The sequence below is a fragment of the Dactylosporangium sp. NPDC051484 genome (assembly GCF_040689395.1).
Classification (GTDB): domain Bacteria; phylum Actinomycetota; class Actinomycetes; order Mycobacteriales; family Micromonosporaceae; genus Dactylosporangium.
Window position 1 is genome coordinate 113,821 of sequence record NZ_JBFAZX010000015.1, and the last position, 20,520, is coordinate 134,340.

Sequence of the window (20,520 nt, forward strand, 5' to 3'; positions counted from 1 at the left end):
CGGCCGGATCGTGGTTCGGGCCTAGGGCCGGCCGATGCCCTCGATCAACTTCTCGCTCGTGAACGTCTCGGACCGGGATCTGCGTCGTGGCGGCGCCGCGGTCGACACGGCCGACCTGCGCGACGCCCGGACCGCCCTCGACCGGCTGTTCGCCTTCCTGACCGCTGACGCCGCCCTCGTCCTGACCGACAAACCGGTGCTGCCTGATCACCCAGCCGACGAACAGTTCCAGCGGTTGCTGGCCACCGGCAAAGCGGAGTTCGTCGGTCCGATGATCCGGCCGATCCCATCGCTGGACGCGGGGCGGGACCCACGGGCCGAACTGGGCGTGGGCCGCGGCCGGCTGCTGGTGGCCACGGTCGGCGGCACGACGATGCGACTGGACAACAAGCGGGGGCTGGTGGATGCGTACCTCGGCGCCTTCGCCCGGTTGCGGCGCGACCGGCCCGACCTGGAGCTGGTCCTGATCGGCCGGGGCGAGGTCGCGTCGATGCCGGGCGTGCACAGCTTCCCCTACCTGCCGGACTGGATGCCCCTGATCCGGTCGGCCGATGCGTTGCTGGTGCCGCCGGGCTGGATCAGCGTCACCGAGATCTGCGCCATGGGCATCCCGGCCGTCTTCACGCTGAGCTCGTACGACGAGTACCACGAGATCGAGCCGATTCAGCGGCTGAGCGCGCTCGGCTTCGTCACCAACATCGGCACTGACGCGGCGGCCCTGGCCGGATTGACCGCGCCTTTGCTCGACGACCCGGAGGCGGTCGCCGGCCTACGGGAGCGCTACCGCGCGGTGGCGCCGCACACCGACGGCGCGAGCCGCGCCGCCGAGTTGCTGGTCGGGCTGGGCGCGCCGGCCACGCGGGAGGCGGCCGAGCCGGTACCCGCGGGGTGATGCAGACGAACGAGGGGTCCGGGATCAACCCGGACCCCTCGTTGCGGAGGTCAGCCGGCGTGCCGATGGCGCAGGGCGCCGGCGCCGGCGAAGACCGCCAGCGAGACGACGTACGCGGCGAGCGTGAAGCCGGCGACGCCGAAGAAGCCGTTGACTCGCGTGAGCAGAACGCCGCCGGCCACCCCGCCGATTGTCGACCCCACGTACATCGCAGCGTTGGACAACGAGGACACGGTGCCCCGCGCCGTGGTGGTCTGCGACTGCAGCATCGCCATGAAGATCGGGAAGACGAACCCGCCGATCAGGAAGATGACGGTGAGCAGGGTGACCGCGACAGCGAGGTCGGGCGCGAACGGCAGGGCGGCGTACAACGCCAGCAGCGCGACGAAGGACAGCAGCAGCGAGCGCTGCTGCCCAATCCGGCCGATCAACCGGCTGCCGAACAACGAGCCGATCGTGTTGCCCGCCCCCAGCGCGATCATCGCGGTGCCGACCGACGCGACGTCCAGGTGGAAGTCGCGGGTGAACCAGGACCCGATGAACGAGAACGCCTCGAAGTTGCCGGTCTGGAAGACCAGATAGGCCAGCAGGTAGAGGACCAGGGTGCGCGTGCGCAGCACGTCGCCGTACGCCTGCCGGATGCTCCGCCGCGCTGCCCCGTGCGGCGGCACCGAGGGGAAGAACCGGGCGAGCGCTGTCCATAGCAGCACGGAGGCGCCGCCCAGTGCCCAGAACGGCGTGTGCCACGACGCGGCGGCCAGCCAACTGCCGATCGGGATGCCGACGACCTGGGCGATCGACAGGCCGGCGGTGGCCGTGCCCATGGTGCGGACGATCAGCTTCGGCGGCACCAGCACCGGAATCGAGGCCCAGATCTGCGGGGTGACGAACGCGGCGCTGACCCCGGCCAGGAACCGAAACAGGATCATCATCCAGAAGCTCTGTGCGACGCCGCACAGGGCCGTCGCCAGCGCGAACGCCGCCAGGCCGGTGAGCAATACGCGCCGCCGATCGAGCCGATCGCTCAGCGGGCCGGCGAACAGTGCCAGGCTGGCGTAGCCGAGGGCGTAGGCGCTGACCATCCAGCCGGAGATGTTGGTGCCGACCCCGAACGCATGCGACAGCGTCGGCAGCAGCGGGGCGACGAGGAAGGTGTCGGTGCCGATCACGAACAGCGTCGCGAACGACAGCACAGCCACCGTGCGTACGCCCGGGCCCGCCGGTGCCGGCGGATCGGACACCGGGGTGTCAGCCGGTCGCGACGTGTTCGCCGAGGTGAGAGATTCGCTCATGTCATGATCACCGCCCAGTACGGGTTGAGCTTGCCTTCGAGCATGTGGAGTGCCTGGATCGCGATGAAGCCCTCGTCGGTGGTGTCGGACGGGCCACCGGGCACTCGGGCGAACCCGCCGTCGGCGCTCTGCCGGGCGGCCACCCAGTACTTGGCCGCCTCCCGATCGCGCGGCCCGTGACCGACGACGTAGAGCGCGGCGATCGCGTGGTAAGTGCCGACGAAGCTCTCCACAGCGCCTGCCCGGTAGCGGAATCCGCCGGACTCGCCCTGCAGGTCACGCAACCAGCCGACGGTGCGCTCCAGAGCCGGCGGCCGCAGGCCCAGCGCGACCAGCGTGTCGACGGCCCGGAACGTGGCGAACGAGTCCGAGACCGCGCCCGGCTGCTCGCCGTAGCCGCCGTCCGGGTTCTGACACGCGGCCAGGAAGGCGAGCAGGTCGGGCTCCCGGTCCGGACGTTCGCCCAGGGCGAGCAGGGTCAGCACCGCCAGGTTGCTATGCCAGGCGTCGCCCGGGAAACCGGGCGCGTTGCCGTACGAGCCGTCCGGGTGCTGAGCCGCCTGCACGAACTCGGTGCAGCGGGCCCGGCCGGGCACCGCCGCGCCGAGGATGAACGCGGTGAGGATCGCGCAGTATGTGGTGAACACCTCCGACGGCATGCCCGGCTGCTCACCGAAGCCGCCGTCCGGGTTCTGCGTCGCGGCCAGCCCGGCCAGCAGCCGGTCCGGGTCGGGCACCGGTTCGCCGAGAGCCATCAGGTCGGACACCACGTGGATCACCGAGAACGTCTGCGCGGTGCGGTCCGAGCGGAGGCCGAGCGGCGCCCGGTAGGGGGTCAGCCCGTATCCGAGTCCGGACCGGGTGCCTTGCAGCCAGCGCAGATAGGCCGGCACGTCGATCAGCCCCGGGCTCAGCGGCGCGGTGGTAACCGGCCGGAGCGTGCGCTCGAGTGGGAACGGCGCCAGCGCGGGCACCGGTCCGGGCACAGCCGGCGCGACCGGCTCCCGGCCGCCCAGCGCCCACAGCGCGAGCAGCTGCGTGGTGGCGTGCTTGGTGTGGAACGGAACGTACGCGGTGTTACCGACCGCGAACGCCCCCGGCGTGTGCGCGGCGACGAGCACGTGCCGGGCGAGCGGTACCGTCGGGTCGACCGGGGTGGAGAACCAGCTGCCCTGCCCCTCGAACAGCCCACCGGCAGCGTGGTCGGCGTAGCGGTCCAGCATCGCCCGGGCATCTGCGGCCAGCTCCTTGAGCGACACGTCGGCGGCCTCCTCGGCGAGCCGCTCGGCCGCCCGCAGAACCAGCGCGTGGTCGGCGATCGACTTGATCGGGAACGGCGAGCCGGCCCGTCCGTGGTAGGCGGACACCGGGTCGACACGGACCGTGCCCGTCGCGTCGGCCCGGTCCCAAAGACCGGGACCGGATCCGCGGAAAGTCGTCTCGGCCTGACGCAGCAGCGCCCGCGCCCGTTCGGTGCCCGCGTCGTTTCCCTGCTCGGTGAGCGCCATCCACGCCAGTGCGCCCAGGACGGTGGCGCGCAGCGTGCGTCCGGCGGTCGGGTCGGGGCGTCCGGCGGCGTCGAGCAGCGCGTGCACCGCACCGTCGACTTCGAACCCGCGCAGGCCGTCCGCTGCCCGCTCGGCGAAGCCGACCGGCCAGACCCCGGCCGCCGCGGCCGCCAGCACCAGCTGAGCGAGGTCGGCCAGGGAACGGCTCGCGTCGAGGACGACCTCGCCGGCCCGGTCGAACAGTAACGGCCAGCGGGCGATCGAGCTCCGCTCGAGGACGCGCCGGAGCGGGCCGTCGTCGTCGCCGCCGCGGATCGCCGCGGCCTCCGCCAACGCTTGCACGCCCGGGTGCCGGACCAGGCCGGCCGCCTGGGGTGCCCCGGTGACATCGAGCAGCTCGTGCCAGCCGGCCGCCTCCGAGTCGGCGAAGTCCCGCAGCCCAGCGGCCAGGAGCTCGTCGTGCGGCGTCCCGGTCAGCATCAGCACGGCCAGCGCGGCGTCGAGCAATTGCCGATCACCGGTGATGACATCGCGGCCGTCCCGGCCGACCACGGCTCGGACCGCACCCCGGTCGTCGACCAGCTCCCGGGCGATGAAGTCCCGTAACGGTGGAGGTGATGCCATGACGCCCCCAATCCATCGTTCCTTTGTTCGTGGATTCTCGAACTAAGGAAAATTAGCATGGACGGGTCGCGCGAAAAAGCCCGATCGCCGGTCCGGGGGCGATGGTGAGCGTGCGGCCCTCGGCCAGCGCCTGGGCGACCACGCCGAGCAGCCCGTCGTGCGCCAGCCTCGCCAGCCGGGCCTGGCCGCCCTCGCCGACGGGTCGAGGTGATCCGCAGCGCCGAGACCTCGCACGACGCCCCTCGACAAGGCCCTGGCCGTGGTCGACGAGGTCACCAAGGCGCCGATCACCCGCAGCACCGGCTCGACCTCCTGGAAGGCGACCTTGGGCCCGGAGGCCACCATCGAGATGGCCGGCCCGCACCACCTTCGGGTTCCCGCTGATCCGGGCGGCCAGCTGCGTAGTGCCGCGATCGGCGGGCGACGACCCGGATCCACTCCGAGTCCTCCGCCGCGACGGTGCTGGCGTCAACCAGGCAGCCGGGGCCGTCGACCCCGCAGCATAAGGTCAACTGTTCGGTTGGTTCCGGTTTGGTGGAGAAGTTGACATAATGCCCTCGATCATTCACGGGGGAGGCGGAAGTGCAGCGAATCGCGGTGCTGGCGTGCGCCCTGGCGCTGCTCGGCACGCTCGCCGGCTGCGGCGGGCCGAAGGCCGGCGACGGCGACCTGATCAACGAGTGGGCGATGCTCAGCGCACCCAAGGTGCCCGAGCCGAAGGCCGGCGACTGCTGGACGACCACGACGGCGTCGGCAAACCAGCTGAGTGCGGGCGACCTGACCCAGACGCCGTGCGACATGGCGCACGTCTTCGAGACGGCCAAGGTCGGCCGCTTCACCGGCACGGTGGCCGACTCCAGCTCGCCCCCGGCGCCGTCGCAGCTCAGCCAGGCGTGGGCCGACTGCGACAAGGCGGCCGCGGACTACCTCGGCGCCGAGTGGCAGGCGGGACGGGTGTACGTCGTGGTCTCCGCGCCGACGAACCGGCAGTGGACCGGCGGCGCGCGGTTCTACCGCTGCGACGTCGGCGCCCTGCGCACCGAGGCCGGCACCTTCGAGCCGCGCCGCGACTCGATGAAGGGCACCCTGGCCGCCGGCGGCGACCTGCGGCTGGGCTGCGGCACCCAGGTCGGCACGACCACGGACGGCTGGGACGACATCACGCCGGCGAAGTGCACCGACCCGCACGACGTCGAGTACGTCGGCTCCGTCAGCAGCCCCGGCAACGACTACCCGACCGGCGACAAGGCCTTCGACGCCGCGTTCGGCAAGACGTGCGAGGCGAAGGTGCTCGCCTACACCGGCATGAGCCGCAGCCACTGGGCGTCGTTGAAGGCGCTGTTCTACGGCTACTGGATGACCGCCTCCAAGGACGAGTGGACGGCCGGCAACCACACCGCCCGCTGCTACCTCATGATCGATAAGAAGAAGATCACCCGGTCACTCAAGGGCGTCGGCGACATGAGCGTCTGACCGAGACGTCCTCCCCCGCCGCGTTGCCCCGGCGCCTTCGGCCGTATTCCGCGCCGTATCGCCCCCGCGCGTCGCCCGCCGTGTTCCGGCTGTGTTCCCGCCGTGTCGCCGCCGCCGCGGCTACGGGAGGTCGGCGGTCTCGCCCGTCGCCTCGTCGGTGACGTGGACCCGCTGGCCGTCGGCGGGGCGGTGGCGCGGCGTGGCCAGGACCGCGGCCAGCCGGGTGACACCGTCACGCCACCAGTCGGCGGCGGGCACCCCGAACAGGCCGGGGTCGAGCTCGCAGCGGATCGTCACGTCGAGGCCCGACCAACGGCGCTCGCCACCGCTGCGCTGCGGCTCGCCCGGCGGGGCGACGTCCACGACGGTGGAGCGGGACAGCTCGGTGTACCACATTCCGGCCCGGATGATGTCGCCCACGGGCCGCGCGTCATCCGCGGCCGGCGCCGTGACGCGGCCCCCGCGCACGGACGCCGACAGGTCGCCGCCGCCGTGCAGGGTGAGCTCGACGCGCGGCGTCCGCTCGGCCAGCCGCAGCAGGTCGGCGGCCGTCCAGGCGGCGATGACGAGTGGCCAGTCAGCGGCCGGGTAGGCGCCGAAATACATCCCCGGGTGCGCCTTCACGGAGTCGGACACCGACCGCACCCGTGCGCGCAGGCGCGGTAACCCGTTGTCAGCCACGCCGGAGATTGTGACAGTCGCTCCCGTCGATGCCCAGCCCGCGCTCCCGGATTTAACATCGTCGTCACGCCACGCCGGGGACCGGCCCGGCGGCGGGGCGCAGCAGCGCGGCGATCTCGCGGACCGCGGCCCGGCCGGCGCGGTTGGCACCCACCGTGCTCGCCGACGGGCCGTAGCCGACCAGGTGCAGGCTGGGCTCGCGGACCACGCGGGTGCCCGCCATCCGGATGCCGCCGCCGGGCTCGCGCAGGTGCAGCGGGGCCAGGTGGGCGAGGTCGGCGCGGAAACCGGTGGCCCAGACGATCACGTCGAACGGCTCGAACCGCTCGCCCCACATCGCGCCGCCGGGGACCAGCCGGTCGAACATCGGGTGGCGGACCAGGGCGCCGCGCCGCAGTGCCGCGCGGGCCAGGGCGGTATAGCCGAGGCCGGTCACGCTGACCACGCTGCGCGGCGGCAGGCCGGCCTCGACCCGCTCGGCGACCCGGGCCACCACGGCGCGGCCGTGCTCCTCGGTGAACTCACCGTCGTGGAATACCGGCTCGCGGCGGGTGACCCAGTAGGCGTGCGGCAGCTCGGCCAGCACGTGGATCGCCGAGTTGCCGCCGCCGACCACCAGCACCCGTTGACCGGCGAACGCGGCCGGGCCGCGGTACTCGGCGTAGTGCAGCAGGCGCCCGGCGAAGTCCGCGATGCCGGGGTAGAACGGCACGTACGGCGCGCCCCACGTGCCGGTCGCGTTGATCACCGCCCGGGCGTCCCACACGCCGCCGGCCTCCGTGACGACCCGCAGGCCGTCCGCCGCGCGCGACACGGAGCGGACCGGCGCCGGGCGCAGCACCGGCAGGTCGAAGGCGCGCTCGTACGCACCGAAGTAGCCGGCCACGACCGCCGCGGCCGGGCCCGACGGCGGCGGCGTGAACGGCATGCCGGGCAGGTCGAAGATGCGGTGCAGCGACTCGACGCCCAGCGACGGCGAGCGGTGCCGCCACGCGCCGCCCGGCTCTCGCCCGGCGTCGAGCACCACGAACGACAGGCCACGCCGCCGCAGCGCGTGGGCGGCCGACAGGCCCGCCTGCCCCGCGCCGATCACCACCACGTCCACGGCGGGTAGAACCCCGCCGCGGACGCCCGGCATACCCGACGGTGACGCGCCTTACTTCGCCTCGCGTGCTATTCGGCCGCCTCCCGGGCGGGGCCGCGGCCGCGTAAGGTGTGCGCGTGTCCGCCGTCACCAGCCCGACCCAGCGCCAGCTGACCCCCGAGTCCGTGACCGCCGTGCTGCGCGAGCGCTTCGGCCGCATCGCCGTCCACTGTGGAGCACTTTCGGGTGGCACCTTCGCGGCCGTCTGGCGGGCCACCCTCGACGACGGGACCGAGGCGGTCGTGAAGATCGGCCCGCCGCCCGGGGTGCCGCTGCTGCGCTACGAGCGGGGCGTGATCGCCGCCGAGGCGCGTTACTACCGGCTGGCCGGGGCCGTGGGCGGGGTGCCCGTGCCGCCGGTGCTCGACGCCGACGACGAGGTCGTCGTGGTCGGGCTGCTGCCCGGCCGGCCCCTGACGGAGCAGCCGGAGGACCGCGAGGCCCAGGATTCGGTACGGCGGGAGCTCGGCGCCGCCCTTCGCCGCCTGCACACCGTGACGGGCACCCGGTTCGGCTACGACGGCGGGTCGGCGGCGCACGGCCGGGCCGGCGGCGAGACGTGGCCCGAGGCGTTCGTGGCGATGACCGCCGACCTGCTCGCCGACGCCCGCGACTGGGGCGTCGCCCTGCCGGTGCCCGAGGAGCGGATCATGGCCGCGTTCGAGCGGCACTCGGGCGCCCTGGCCGAGGTCCGCGAGCCGGTCCTGGTGCACTTCGACCTGTGGGACGGCAACGTGCTGTGCGATGCCGGCCGGCTCACCGGGCTCGTCGACGGCGAGCGGTACTTCTGGGGCGACCCGCTCTACGACCTCGTGTGCACGGCGATCGGCCGGCGCATGGAGGATGAGCCCGGGCACCCGGTGCTGCTCGGATACCACGGCCCGGCACCGCACGCGTTCACGGCGGCGCAACGGGCGCGGCTCATGATGTACCGGATCCAGTTCTATCTTCTGCTGCTGACCGAGATGCCGAGCCGGGCGATGACCGGCGAGGTGGCGCGCGAACGCCGCGAATGGGTGACGCCATTGCTGCTGGCTGAGCTGCGCGACCTGGGCTGAGGTGAGGATGTCGATGGGCGTGCGCGGCGGTGGGCGAGTCCTGGTCGGCTACGCCGCGCTCATGGCGGCGCTGGCGGCCCTGCTGTTCGCCCGGCCCGGCCTCGACGCGGTGGCGTGGGCCGGCATCGGCCTGTGCGCGGCCGGTGCGATCGTCACCGGCATCGCGCGGGTCCGCCCGCAGCGCCCCGGCCCGTGGTGGGCGCTGGCCGGCGCGCTGCTGGCGATGACCGCCGGCGACTTCGCCTACGGCCTCGTCTCGTCCAGCGGTGGCCCGGCGACCTCGGCCGAGCTCGCCTACCTGGCCATGTTCCCGATCGTGACGGTCGCCCTCATCGGCCTGACCCGCGAGAGCGCCCTGCTCGACGACCGCTCCCGCCTGCTCGACCTGCTGGCACTGGGCACCGCGGCGCTGCTGGCGAGCTGGGTGTTCGTCGCCTCGCCGCGGATGGCCGGCGGCGCCATGACGGCCGCTGACTGGTCGGTCCAGGCCGCGTTCACCCTCGGCGACGTCATCGTGCTCATGGTGACCGTCCGTCTGGTGAGCGCCGCCCCGCGCAACGCCTCCGCGGTCCTGCTCGCGATCGGCGCGGCCGGGATGCTCGTCGGCGACGTGGCCTACGGCAGCGCCGAGGCCCACGGCGGCCTCAAGCCCGGCGGCCCGGCCGACCTCGCCTACGTCGTGCTCTACGCCGCCTGGGGCGCGGCCGCGCTGCTGCCCTCGATGGCCCGGCTGAGCGCTCCCCCGCCCGGCCCGGCCGGCCCCGCCAGCGGCCCCGTCAGTGGCCCCGTCCGTGGGCACGGGCATGGCCCGGCCATGGCGCTGCTGCTGGCCTGTGCCGCGTTCGCGCCGCTGCTGCTGCTCGTGCAGGCGATGACCGGTGCGGTGCACGACGGCCCGGTCATCGCGGTGGCCTCCGGCATCACCCTCGTCCTGCTCGTCGTGCGGCTGCGCGACGCGGTCGGCAAGCACGCCGGCGCCCTGCGCCGCGAGCGCGCGCTGCGCCAGGCCGGCGCCGTGCTCGTCGGCGCCACCGACGCGGGTCAGGTCGCCGCCGCCGTGCAGGCCGCGGTGCGCACCCTGCTGCCCGAGGGGGCGCGGCACGACATCGTCGTCGACTTCAGCCTCACCGACCTGCTGCCCCTGGGCGAGCTGTCCGCGCCGCGCGTCCAGCCCGTCGCCGATATCCCGCCGCTGTGGAGCACCCGGCTGGCCGAGCACGGCCACGTGCTGGTCTGCCCGCTCGACGCCGGCGTGCTCTACGTCGCGGGCGACCGCCGCGACCTGCTCACCGCGCTCGACGCCGTGTCCGTGGTCGCCGGGCAGGCCGCCCTGGCGCTGGCCCGCATCGGCCTGACCGAGGCCGCGAGCCGCCGCGACAGCGACGAATATCTGCGCACGGTCACCGAGCACGGCGGCGACGTGGTCCTGGTGCTGGACGACGACCAGCGCATCCGATACACGAGCCCGTCGGTCGCCGACGTGCTGGGCATCTGGCCCACCCCGTTCGCCACGCTGCGCGAGATCGTCGCCCCGCAGGACCGCGACCAGGTGCTGCGCACCGTCCAGCGCGCCCTGAGCGACGACCGCGACGGCACCCGCGACCGGTGGAGCCTGCGCCGCCCCGACGGCGCCCGCATCCTGGTCGAGGTCATCTTCCGCGACCTGCGCGACGACCGCCTGGTCCGCGGCATGGTCGTGACCCTGCGCGACGTGACCGATCAGCGCCGTGCCGAGCACGAGGCGCTGCGCCGCGCCTTCAACGACGCCCCTGGCGCGCGCGACCGCGACGGCTCGGCCCGCGGGTCGCGGTGATGTGAGCGTTGGTCGTCGTTCACACCGGAAGCTTGCCGGTGCCCAAGTCCTTGAGCGTGGCCGTGAGCTTCTTGCCGGACGAGACGAGCACGAAGCAACGCTGATAGCGATCCCCGGTCTGCCAGTGCTGCTGGTCCATGCCGTCCCACGCGATGCTGAGGAGGTCCGGGCGGCGGTTGAACCGCTCCCGCGTGAGGCCGAAGAACCGGGCCGCCAGCGTCCAGCAGAGATCGATGGACGTGCTTCTCAGGACGTCGTCCGCGGGGAGGGTGCCACCGGTGAGCTGGACGCTGCCGACGTACTCCGCGCCGTGTGGCCGGGCGCAGTCGAGGGGCGTCATCGTGACGATCCGCTCGTACCAGCCGTCGACGCCCGCATCCCCGACGACCTCCAGGCACCGCAACGCCGACGGGGCGGAACCGGCGAGGGCGCCCTTGAGGGAACCGGTGCGGAAGGCCATGTCGCCGTAGGCGCTGCTGGTGCCGTAGATGGAGCACACATACGTGCGCTTGCCCGCTTTCCACGGGGTCGACGTCGGCAGCTGCACCTCGATGCCGAGCAGGCCGTCATGCCAGTCGCCACCGACGTAGTCGCCGGCCGCCTTGCCGCAAGCGGTGTAGGCGGCCTGGAATGCCTCGCTGCCGGCCTCGGGCGGTGCCGACGCGTCCGCGGCATTGCCCTGCACCGTGCCGATGAGCACGACCTCCAGGGCGTGCAGCTGGTCGCAGGCGATCGGGGTGGCCCGGTAGAACCTGGGATCGAACCGCTTCCGGGCGGTGCTGTCCAGGCAGGTTCCCACCGCCGGCACGTCGAACACCGGGGCGGCCAGCGCGGGCCAGTCGTCGACCAGGTCACCGTCCGTTCCGGGCGGCGGCGCCTGACAGGCGGTCGCCGCCAGGAGCACCCCGCCGAACACGGCAGCCGTCCACAGCCGGGCAGCCCGCATCATCGTCGTCCATCCCCCCCGTACGGCCCGCAGCCGCTCCGCGATGCTGATCAAGACTGTCGCCAGCATCAAGGCGTTTGTCAACGGCCGCCGGGGCGCTCGGGCTCCGGCGGCCGGGCTCCGCGACCAGGCCCGACGCGGCCCCGGCGCGCCAGGGCATGACGAACGCGAGCAGCCGGGCGAGGCTTCCTACGGGACCACGGTGACCGGCCAGCGGCCGGACTTGACCAGGCGGACGGCCAGCGAACCGACGAAGCGATGGCCGAAGCGGCTCGACGCGCCGACCACGACCGCGTCCGCGCGCAGGTCAGTGGCGACGCGAATCAGCTCCCCGTAGGGGTCACCGCGCACGGCGATGAAGTCGGTGGCCACGCCGGTCTCCAGGGCGCCCTGCTCGACCTGGCGGCGCATGTCCTCGATCGACTCGTTGATGGCCTGCTCGACGGCGCCCGCGGCCTCGGCGACCAGGCGACTCGCGGCCGGGGCGCCCGTCACGTAGACGACGACGAGCCGGGCGCGCTGGCGGCGGGCCAGGCCCGCGGCATACGCCCCGGCGCGCATCGACGTATCCGAACCGTCGACACCGACCACGATGACCTTGGGTCCGTCGGTCCCGAGTTCGAACTGCACGCGAACAGCATGCCCCAAGCGTCCGGCGCCGCCACCTCGGGGCGGTGACTACCACGAATCACGGCGACGGCCGGCGTGCGGCTCGCTCAGATCGTCACGGGCAGCCTGGAGAATCCGCGCAACACCCGGGTGCCGCGTCGCTGGGGCGTGCCGTCGATGCGCAGGCCGGGGTAGCGCTCGAACAGCATCCGCAGCCCGATCTCGCCCTCGAGGCGGGCCAGCGCCGCGCCGAGGCAGTAGTGCACGCCACCGGAGAACGACAGGTGCTCGCGGGCGTTGGCCCGCGTGACGTCGAACCGGTCCGGGTCGGCGAACACACCCGGGTCGCGGTTGGCGCCGCCGAGCATCGCCATGACCACCCGGCCCGGCTCGATGCGCTGCCCGCCGAGCTCGGCCTCCCGCCGGCACACCCGGGCCGTCACCTGGACCGGGGAGTCGTACCGCAGCGCCTCCTGCACGGCGTTGCCCCACCGCTGCGGCTCGTCGCGCAGGATCGCCAGCTGCCGCGGGTGGCGCATCAGCAGCCAGGCGCCGGTGCCCAGCAGGTTGACCGTGGTCTCGAAGCCGGCGGCGAGCAGCAGGCCCGCGGTCGCCAGCAGCTCGTCATCGCTGAGGTCGTCCAGCCGCACCAGCTGGCTGAGCAGGTCGTCGCCGGGGTCGCGGCGCAGCCGGGCGAAGTGCCCGCGCATCCACACGTTGACCCGCCTGATGTTGATCTCCGTCTGGCGGTACGTCAGGAAGGGCAGCCCCAGGTCCAGTGTCGGCGCGGCGGCGTTGCCCCAGGCGAGGAACTGCCGGCGCATGTCCAGCGGGATGCCGAGGATCTCCGCGATCACCGTGACCGGCAGCAGGGAGGCGAAGCCGGCGACGAGGTCGGCGGGCCGGTCCCGCAGCAGCTCGTCGCAGGTCTGCTCGATGCGCGGGCGCAGGCCCTCGATGGCGCGGGCGGTGAAGACCTTCGAGACCAGCCGGCGGTACCGCGTGTGGTCCGGCGGGTCGACGACGAGCATCGACGGCGGGTCGACCGGCCCGATCGGAGCGCTGCGCCGGCTGAACCGGAACATGAGCGCGACCGGGGCGGGCAGGGGCCGGTCGGCGAACGCGACGCCGAAGGCGTCGTGGCGCAGCACGGCGCTGACCAGGTCGTGGCGGGCGGTGGCCCACATCAGGCGGCCGCGCACCAGCGGCGCGGTGTCGCGGATCGTCGTGTAGAACGCGTACGGCTGCTGGCGCACGGCCGGATCGGTGAAGAAGCGGGCCTGCTCGTCGCCCTTGCGGGCGGCGGCGTTGATGCCCGCTCGCGTGAAGCCGTGCTTGCTCGCCCAGCGGATCGCGGTGCCCGGCAGCCCCAGCAGCCCAAGCGGCATGGCCCACCTCCTTGGTACTCAACGGTACCAAGGAGGTGGAGGGCGGTCTACTTCGCTCGCAGGGTGATCTCGGTGATCTCGCTCGGCGCGAACACGCGGAACGGCGGCCCCCAGAAGCCCGTACCACGGCTGGTGAACAGCTGGGTGCGCGCGCCGTGGCGGGTCAGCCCCTGCACCACCGGCTGGTCGAGGCGCACGAGATAGTGGAACGGCCAGATCTGCCCGCCGTGGGTGTGCCCGGACAGCTGCAGGTCGATCCCGTGCGCGACGGCGGCGTCGATCTGCTTGGGCTGATGGGCGAGCAGCAGCACCGGCAGATCGGGATCGGCACCGTCCAGCGCCAGCGCGTGGTCGGCGCGGTGCCCCTCGAGCCCGGCCCCGGCGGCCGTACGGTCGTCGACGCCCGCCACGACGAGCCGGTCCCCGCCGCGCTCGACGACGATGTGCCGGTTGTGCAGCGGCTCCCAGCCCAGCGCCCGCATGTGGTCGAGCCAGCCCTGGGCCCCGCCGAAGTACTCGTGGTTGCCGGTGACGTACACCCGCGCGAGCCGGGCCCGCACGTCCCCGAGCGGCGCGGCCTGGGCGGTGCGCTGGGCGACGGTGCCGTCGGCGATGTCCCCGGTGTGCGTGACGATGTCAGGCTCCAGCGAGTTGACCACCTCGGTCACGCCCTTGGACCACGCGACGCGATCGATCGGCCCGTAGTGGGTGTCGGTGAGCTGCACGATCTTCAGCCCGTCGAGCCCGGCCCCGAGCCGCGGGATGCGCACCTCGACGCGGCGCACGCGCGGGACGCGCATGGCCTCGCGATACCCCCAGACCCCGAGCCCGACGGCGACGAGGACGGTGAAGCCGGCCGCGACCCGCGAGCGCACCGGGTCGCCGACCCCGCCGGCGAGCAGCGCGAGGCGCAGCAGGTCCCCGGCCACGGCCCAGACGAACAGGATCCACACGGCCCCGAGGATCGTGTCGCCGGTGCGGGCCGCCCAGTCCACGCCCCGCCCGTGCCCGAGGAACATGGTGACGGGGAACACGACGAGCGCCGCCGCGAAGACCACGGTCCCGAGCACCCGCACGACGCCGGGCCACGCGTTGCCGGCCATGACGAGCGACCACCACGGCACCCCGAACAGCAGCCCCAGCACAACGGCGAGCGTCGCCACGAACGCGAGCGGCCGAAGGAGTGAACGCCGCCGAACGGCAGGACCCGATACCGCCTCAGTAGTCGCCATTGGGAAATATTGGCACGCCGTGCCAGACGCCTGCTGAGAGCCACCTGAGAGCGGCCCGGCGGCCGGCGGGGTGTCAGTGCTGACGGACGTGCTGACGGACGTGGTGGCCGCGGGAGGCCGACGCGGCCGTGGCCAGCAGGGTCATCACCACCGCGGCGCCGAACACCACGACCAGGCCGTCGTGGAAGGGCTGCGCGATGAGGTTCGGGAAGAACTCGTGGCCGGTCAGCGTGGCCACGTTGCCGGGCGGGAGTGTGGACAGCACGGCGCCGCCCAGCAGGTGCTCGATCGGGTTGCTGCCCAGGAACGCCGCGAACAGGGTGCTCACCGGGGGCAGTGACGCGACCGAGGCGGCGACGTCGTGCGGTACACCCTGGGCTGAGAGGCCCGTCGTGAGCGTGTCCGGCAGGGCCCGGGCCAGGCCCGCCACCATGAGCGAGAAGAAGACCCCGATCGACAGGGACGTGCCCGCGTTCTGGAACGTGCCCCGCATGCCGGAGGCGACGCCGCGCTGGTCCGCCGGGACGCTGCTCATGATGGCCGACGTGTTGGGGGCGGCGAACATGCCCTGGCCCAGTCCGCTGAGCAGCAGCAGCCCGGCGAACAGCGGGTAGGGGAAGTTCACCGGGATCAGCAGCAGGCCCGCGAACGCGGCGGCGACCAGCACCAGGCCCGTGGTGGAGAACAGGCGGGCGCCGAAGCGGTCGGAGAGATATCCCGATACCGGGCCCGCGACGAGGAACCCGGCGGTCAGCGGCAGCATGAAGATGCCCGCCCACAGCGGCGTGTCCTCGAACCGGTAGCCGTGCAGCGGCAGCCAGATGCCCTGCAGCCAGATGATGAGCATGAACTGCATCCCGCCGCGGGCGATCGAGACCAGCAGCGCGGCCAGGTTACCGGCGGCGAACGCGCGGATGCGGAACAGGCCCAGGCGGAACATCGGCGCGGCCGGCCCCAGCCCGAACAGGCGCGACTCGATGGCGACGAAGGCGGCCAGCAGCGCCACGCCAATGCCGATGCCGGTGAGGACCTTTGGGTTCGTCCAGCCGGTCGGGTGGCCGCCGTAAGGCTGGATGCCGTACGTCATCGAGGCGAGGATCAGCGCGGTGCCGGCCGCGAACGTCAGGTTGCCGGCCCAGTCGATCGGGGCGCGGTGGCGCTCGCCGGTCTCGCGGAGGCTGCGGTACGACCAGATCGTGCCCACCACGCCGACCGGCACGCTGACCCAGAACACCGCCCGCCAGTCCACGGCGGCGAGCACCCCGCCCAGCAGCAGGCCCAGGAACTGCCCGGCGAGCGCGGTGATCTGGTTGACGCCCAGCGCCATGCCGCGCTGCCTGGCCGGGAACGCGTCGGTGAGGATCGCCGCCGAGTTGGCGGTGAGCATCGCGCCGCCGAACGCCTGCACCATGCGCCAGCCGATGAGCCACAGGGCACCCGACTGCGCGCGGAACGGGTCGAGGGAGAGGGCGATCGAGGCGATCGCGAAGATCAGGAAGCCGATGTTGTACATCCGGACGCGGCCGAACATGTCGCCGAGGCGCCCGAGCGCCACGACCAGCACCGCGGACACGAGCAGGTAGCCCATGATCATCCACAGCAGGTAGCCGATGTTGCCCGGCGCCAAGGGGTCCAGGCCGATGCCGCGGAAGATGGCCGGCAGCGAGATGATGACGATCGAGCCGTCGATGGTGGCCATGAGCATGCCGAGCGTGGTGTTCGACAGCGCGACCCACTTGTACCGCTCGGCCTTCGTCCGCTCGAGCATGGCGGTCACAGCTGCTCCGCCAGCCGGTCCAGCAGCCGGGTCGCCTCGGTCAGGGCGCGCCGCTCGTCGTCGTCGAGCCGGCCGATCGCCTCGGCGAGCGCGTGCGTCTTGAGCGAGCGCCGGTCGGTGAACAGTCGCCGGCCCTCGTCGGTGATGCTCATCAGCACCCGCCGGCCGTCGCCCGGGTCGGGCGAGCGCGCGACGAGACCGCGCTGCTCGAGGGCCTGCAGGGTGACCCCCATCGCCTGCGGCTTGACCCGGTCGCCGGCCGCCAGCTCGCCGGGGGTCGCGGCGCCGTCACGGTCGAGGCGGGACAGCACCGAGGCCTCGGAGAGGGTCATCTGCCCGGGCACGTGGGTCTGGCGCAGCCGCCGGACGAGCCGGCCGACCGCGACCTGCAGCGCGGCGGCGGTGCTCTCGTCGTTCATATAGTAAATGTAGACTGATAAACCTGGACTGAAGAAGGGGTGGCGCGGGTGAAACCGCGCCACCCCTTCCCTTCGGTACGGATCAGAAGCCGACGGCCACCAGCAGGTACTGCGGGTTGCCGTGCGCGATGAACGAGGACTGCCCGGCGTAGTCGTCGTACGGGAAGCCGTACGCCAGCTGGTTGATGCCGTGGTCGTGCCAGAACTTGGCGTAGTAGTTCGCCGGCGCCGCCTGGTAGTACAGGCTCGGCGTCGACCAGTCCGACTGCGGCCGTTGGCGCACGTGCCGGTTGAGCGCGGCGCAGTTGCCCGGGTCCTCGGCGAGCACCCCGGCGCAGCCGAACACGTCGGAGGTCGGGGCGTTGATGCCGTACTGCGACGCGTAGGCGGTGAAGTAGTTCTGGTTCACCCCGCCCGTGCGGAAGGTCGGGTCACTGCCGGGCGCGATGATCCGGTAGGGCGCCTGCGACTGGGCCAGGACCTTGAACTCCTGCGGCACCTCCGCGATGAACTTGGCGAAGGTGGCCTCCCGCGACTCGGTGAAGGTCTGGTAGTCCTCACCGACCTGCACGTCGTAGCCGTCCTTGGCGTGCAGCCGCATCGCGAGCTTCAGGCCGAACGCGTCGACGCGGGTGGTGTTGCCGTTGAACACCGCCGGACCGACGGTGAACTCGATGAAGTCGTAGTACTGGCTGTTCGGGCTGCCGACGTAGAAGTACATCCGGCCGGCGGTGTTGGCCGGCATGTCGAAGTACGGCTGCTCGGCGATCGAGTGCACCTGGCCGTTGTAGCTCCAGTACACCTGGCTGTCCGGGTACTTGCCGTTGGTGCGGTTGAGCACCTTGACCATGACCACGTTCTTCGCGGCGGGGATGGAGGCGGTGTCGCCCCAGAACTGGTCCGGCGGCGGCGGGCTGCTCGGCGAGGTGCTGACGGGCGGGGTGCTGCCCGGCGTGGTCGGCACGGCGCCGTTCACGTGGACCGCGAACTCCCACAGCGAGTACCCGTACGCCGTGGCGCGCGCCGTGCCGTTCAGGCGCACGTAGCGGCCGCTGCCCGACGCGGTGATCTGCTGCACGCCGCCGGTGCCGGTGGTCGTGCTGTAGATGTTCGTCCACGACGTGCCGTTGTCGGACACCTGGATCTGGAACGCCGTCGCGTAGGCGGCCTCCCAGTTCAGGTCGACGCCGCAGATGCTGGCGGTGGCGCCCAGGTCGACCTGGATCCACTGCGGGTCGCCGAACGCGCTCGACCAGCGGGTGCCGGTGTTGCCGTCGAAGGCGGCGGAGGCGGGCGTGCCGGCGTTCTCCGTCGACGACGCCGTGGCCGGGCGGCCCTGGGCGGCGTTGGCGGTGCCGCAGCCACCGCCGGTCGTGCCGAACGAGCCGAAGACCTGGAACTCCCACAGCGAGTACCCGTAGGCGGTGCCGCGCGCGGTGGCGTTCACGCGCACATACCGCCCGGAGCCGGACACGGCCAGGGTCTGCACCCCGCCGGTCCCGGTGGTGGTGCTGTAGATGTTCGTCCAGGTCGTGCCGTTGGCGGACGTCTGGACCTGGAAGGACTTCGCGTATGCCGCCTCCCAGTTGAGCACGACCTGGTCGATCGTGGCCGTCTGGCCCAGGTCGACCTGGATCCACTGGGGGTCGCTGAACGCGCTGGACCAGCGGGTGGCGGTGTTGCCATCGGTGGCGGCCGAGGCGGGCGTGCCGGCGTTCTCCGTCGAGGAGGCGGTGGTCGGCTTGCCCTGCGACAGCAGGGTGCTCGCGGCGCTGGCGCTGCCGATCGTGAACGCCGCGTAGCCGACGAGCAGGGCCGCCACGGAGAGCGCGCTCACGATCAGCGGGCGCCGCCGTTTCCGGTTACCTCTGTCGATGTCCTCGTGGGTGGGTGGTCTGGACTTGTCGAGCATCAATGCTGCTCCCTGACGTGGGTTGGGGCGTCGGCGATCGACGCCGCACCTCGAAACGCGCCGGGTCAGGCGGTGGACCGGCACTGGCGGGCGTTGGTCGCTGGCGGGGATGAGAGAGCGCTCTCTCAATAGCAGCCTTATCGATTCGCACGCTCACGTCAAGTGGCGGGTTTTGATGTCTGGCCCACCGGGCACCTCCCGTCACAGGTGCTCGCTGGGAGGTGCACGTTGGCTGACACACCATCGGCTTCCGCCCCCACCGGCGGAATCATCCGCAGCCTGATCCCGGCCCGGATCGACCGGCTCGCCTGGGCCCCGTTCCACACCCGCATGGTGCTGGCGCTCGGCACCGCCTGGGTGCTCGACGGCCTCGAGATCACCATCGCCGGCGCCGTCGGTGCCGTGCTCAACAAGCACGAGACCCTGGGGCTGTCCAGCACGCAGGTCGGCGCGATCGCCACGGTGTACCTGCTCGGCGAGGTCTTCGGCGCGCTGCTCTTCGGCCGCCTGTCCGACGCGCTGGGCCGCAAGAACCTGTTCATCGTGACCCTCGGCGTCTACCTCGCCGGCAACGCGCTCACCGCGCTGACCTGGGGCAACGACACGGCCGGCCTGAGCTTCCTCTACCTGACCCGGTTCATCGCCGGCGCGGGCATCGGCGGCGAGTACGCCGCGATCAACTCCGCGATCGACGAGATGATGCCGGCGAGGTACCGCGGCCGTGTCGACATCGGCGTCAACGGCACCTACTGGGGCGGCGCCATCATCGGCACCCTGGGCACATACGTGCTGCTCAACCACGTCTCACTGAACATCGCCTGGCGGCTGGGCTTCCTCATCGGCCCGATCATCGGCCTGCTGATCTGGAGGCTGCGCCGGCACCTCCCGGAGAGCCCCCGCTGGCTGGTCATGCACGGGCGCGAGCGGGAGGCGGAGGAGGCCATCGCCCGGATCGAGCGCGACGCCGAGTCGTCCGGCCAGACCCTCGCCCCCCTCGACGAGTCACACGCGCTGGAGATCCGCCCATCCTCCCGGCACGGCTACCTGGCGTTGCTGCGCGTGCTCTTGCGGCACATGCCGGCCCGCTCGACGCTGTCGGCGACCCTGATGATCACGCAGTCGTTCCTCTACAACGCGATCTTCTTCACGTACACGCTGGTGCTGTCGAAGTTCTACCACGTCGACGCCGAGAAGACGCCGATCTATCTGATCGCCTTCGCGCTGGGCAACCTCGCGGGCCCGCTGCTGCTGGGCCACCTCTTCGACTCCGCCGGCCGGCGCAGGATGATCGCCGGCACGTACATCCTCTCCGGCGCGCTGCTCGCGATCTGCGCGTGGATGTTCGACGCGGGCATCCTCAACGCCTTCACGCAGACGCTCGCCTGGTGCGTCATCTTCTTCTTCGCCTCGGCGGGGGCGAGCGCGGCGTACCTCACCGTCTCGGAGGTCTTCCCGCTGGAGATCCGCGCCCAGGCGATCGCGGTGTTCTTCGCCATCGCCCAGTGCTTCGGCGCGATCGGCCCGGTCTTCTACGGCTGGCTGATCGGCGAGGGCACGGACCCGGGCAAGCTGTTCATCGGCTACCTCGTCGGCGCCGCCGTGATGATCATCGGCGGCGTGGTGGAGATCGTGCTCGGGGTGGACGCGGAGGGCAGGTCGCTGGAGCACGTGGCGACCCCGCTGTCCGCCGTGACCACCCGCCCCCGCGCCACCCGCCCCCGCGCCACCGGCTGACCGCCACCGCCACGCCAA

Annotated in this window: 16 protein-coding genes; 5 read left to right on the forward strand and 11 right to left on the reverse strand. The window is 72.6% G+C overall.

Going from position 1 to position 20,520, the window contains the following annotated elements:
• The first annotated feature begins 34 nt into the window (after positions 1-34).
• On the forward strand, positions 35-892 hold the full coding sequence (locus tag AB0367_RS23955; RefSeq protein WP_366228628.1) for a hypothetical protein: 858 nt from the start codon (positions 35-37) through the stop codon (positions 890-892).
• Between the two features lie 50 nt (positions 893-942).
• Here AB0367_RS23955 and AB0367_RS23960 read toward each other — a convergent pair whose 3' ends face one another.
• Both AB0367_RS23960 and AB0367_RS23965 read right to left on the reverse strand, forming a co-directional pair.
• Positions 943-2,184 carry an MFS transporter gene (locus tag AB0367_RS23960; protein ID WP_366228629.1) on the reverse strand — a complete coding sequence of 414 codons (1,242 nt, stop codon included), beginning with the start codon at positions 2,182-2,184 and terminating at the stop codon, positions 943-945.
• Positions 2,181-4,316 (reverse strand): prenyltransferase/squalene oxidase repeat-containing protein, encoded by a 2,136-nt coding sequence (locus AB0367_RS23965; RefSeq protein ID WP_366228630.1) that lies wholly within the window; start codon positions 4,314-4,316, stop codon positions 2,181-2,183. The genes AB0367_RS23960 and AB0367_RS23965 overlap by 4 nt, the downstream gene beginning before the upstream one ends.
• 582 nt (positions 4,317-4,898) lie before the next feature.
• Here AB0367_RS23965 and AB0367_RS23970 point away from each other — a divergent pair.
• On the forward strand, positions 4,899-5,789 hold the full coding sequence (locus tag AB0367_RS23970) for a septum formation family protein (RefSeq protein WP_366228631.1): 891 nt from the start codon (positions 4,899-4,901) through the stop codon (positions 5,787-5,789).
• Positions 5,790-5,909: 120 nt separating this feature from the next.
• On the opposite strand, the gene AB0367_RS23975 is transcribed toward AB0367_RS23970, so the two are convergent.
• Entirely contained in the window at positions 5,910-6,470 is a 561-nt protein-coding gene (locus AB0367_RS23975; RefSeq protein WP_366228632.1) for a hypothetical protein, read from the reverse strand.
• 64 nt (positions 6,471-6,534) lie between these two features.
• Positions 6,535-7,575 carry an FAD-dependent oxidoreductase gene (locus tag AB0367_RS23980; RefSeq protein WP_366228633.1) on the reverse strand — a complete coding sequence of 347 codons (1,041 nt, stop codon included), beginning with the start codon at positions 7,573-7,575 and terminating at the stop codon, positions 6,535-6,537.
• A 116-nt stretch (positions 7,576-7,691) separates the two neighbouring features.
• On the opposite strand from AB0367_RS23980, the gene AB0367_RS23985 reads away from it, so the two are divergent.
• Positions 7,692-8,672, forward strand: a complete 981-nt coding sequence (locus AB0367_RS23985) for an aminoglycoside phosphotransferase family protein (protein WP_366228634.1) — start codon at positions 7,692-7,694, stop codon at positions 8,670-8,672.
• Between the two features lie 13 nt (positions 8,673-8,685).
• Positions 8,686-10,485 (forward strand): PAS domain S-box protein, encoded by a 1,800-nt coding sequence (locus tag AB0367_RS23990; protein WP_366228635.1) that lies wholly within the window; start codon positions 8,686-8,688, stop codon positions 10,483-10,485.
• 19 nt (positions 10,486-10,504) lie between these two features.
• On the opposite strand, the gene AB0367_RS23995 is transcribed toward AB0367_RS23990, so the two are convergent.
• From AB0367_RS23995 to AB0367_RS24025, 7 genes are all read right to left on the reverse strand, one after another.
• Positions 10,505-11,500 carry a septum formation family protein gene (locus AB0367_RS23995; protein WP_366228636.1) on the reverse strand — a complete coding sequence of 332 codons (996 nt, stop codon included), beginning with the start codon at positions 11,498-11,500 and terminating at the stop codon, positions 10,505-10,507.
• A 120-nt stretch (positions 11,501-11,620) separates the two neighbouring features.
• A complete protein-coding gene (locus AB0367_RS24000; RefSeq protein ID WP_366228637.1) occupies positions 11,621-12,061 on the reverse strand; it encodes a universal stress protein in 441 nt (146 codons plus the stop codon).
• An 86-nt stretch (positions 12,062-12,147) separates the two neighbouring features.
• Positions 12,148-13,428 (reverse strand): cytochrome P450, encoded by a 1,281-nt coding sequence (locus tag AB0367_RS24005; RefSeq protein ID WP_366228638.1) that lies wholly within the window; start codon positions 13,426-13,428, stop codon positions 12,148-12,150.
• 47 nt (positions 13,429-13,475) lie between these two features.
• The gene (locus AB0367_RS24010; RefSeq protein WP_366228639.1) at positions 13,476-14,660 is read right to left on the reverse strand and encodes a metallophosphoesterase; all 1,185 of its coding nucleotides are present in this window, start codon (positions 14,658-14,660) and stop codon (positions 13,476-13,478) included.
• 73 nt (positions 14,661-14,733) lie between these two features.
• Positions 14,734-16,428, reverse strand: a complete 1,695-nt coding sequence (locus AB0367_RS24015; protein ID WP_366228658.1) for an MFS transporter — start codon at positions 16,426-16,428, stop codon at positions 14,734-14,736.
• 5 nt (positions 16,429-16,433) lie between these two features.
• Entirely contained in the window at positions 16,434-16,856 is a 423-nt protein-coding gene (locus AB0367_RS24020) for a MarR family transcriptional regulator (RefSeq protein ID WP_366228640.1), read from the reverse strand.
• An 82-nt stretch (positions 16,857-16,938) separates the two neighbouring features.
• Positions 16,939-18,768, reverse strand: a complete 1,830-nt coding sequence (locus tag AB0367_RS24025) for a discoidin domain-containing protein (RefSeq protein WP_366228641.1) — start codon at positions 18,766-18,768, stop codon at positions 16,939-16,941.
• Between the two features lie 228 nt (positions 18,769-18,996).
• On the opposite strand from AB0367_RS24025, the gene AB0367_RS24030 reads away from it, so the two are divergent.
• Positions 18,997-20,502 carry an MFS transporter gene (locus AB0367_RS24030; RefSeq protein WP_366228642.1) on the forward strand — a complete coding sequence of 502 codons (1,506 nt, stop codon included), beginning with the start codon at positions 18,997-18,999 and terminating at the stop codon, positions 20,500-20,502.
• Positions 20,503-20,520 lie beyond the last annotated feature (18 nt).

Coding starts and splice junctions, on each gene's coding strand:
- AB0367_RS23990 (WP_366228635.1), top strand. CDS start 8,686: ATGGGCGTGCGCGGCGGTGGGCGAGTCCTGGTCGGCTACGCCGCGCTC.
- AB0367_RS24020 (WP_366228640.1), bottom strand. CDS start 16,856: ATGAACGACGAGAGCACCGCCGCCGCGCTGCAGGTCGCGGTCGGCCGG.
- AB0367_RS24010 (WP_366228639.1), bottom strand. CDS start 14,660: ATGGCGACTACTGAGGCGGTATCGGGTCCTGCCGTTCGGCGGCGTTCA.
- AB0367_RS23955 (WP_366228628.1), top strand. CDS start 35: ATGCCCTCGATCAACTTCTCGCTCGTGAACGTCTCGGACCGGGATCTG.
- AB0367_RS24015 (WP_366228658.1), bottom strand. CDS start 16,428: ATGCTCGAGCGGACGAAGGCCGAGCGGTACAAGTGGGTCGCGCTGTCG.
- AB0367_RS24025 (WP_366228641.1), bottom strand. CDS start 18,768: ATGCTCGACAAGTCCAGACCACCCACCCACGAGGACATCGACAGAGGT.
- AB0367_RS23965 (WP_366228630.1), bottom strand. CDS start 4,316: ATGGCATCACCTCCACCGTTACGGGACTTCATCGCCCGGGAGCTGGTC.
- AB0367_RS23960 (WP_366228629.1), bottom strand. CDS start 2,184: ATGAGCGAATCTCTCACCTCGGCGAACACGTCGCGACCGGCTGACACC.
- AB0367_RS23995 (WP_366228636.1), bottom strand. CDS start 11,500: ATGCTGGCGACAGTCTTGATCAGCATCGCGGAGCGGCTGCGGGCCGTA.
- AB0367_RS24005 (WP_366228638.1), bottom strand. CDS start 13,428: ATGCCGCTTGGGCTGCTGGGGCTGCCGGGCACCGCGATCCGCTGGGCG.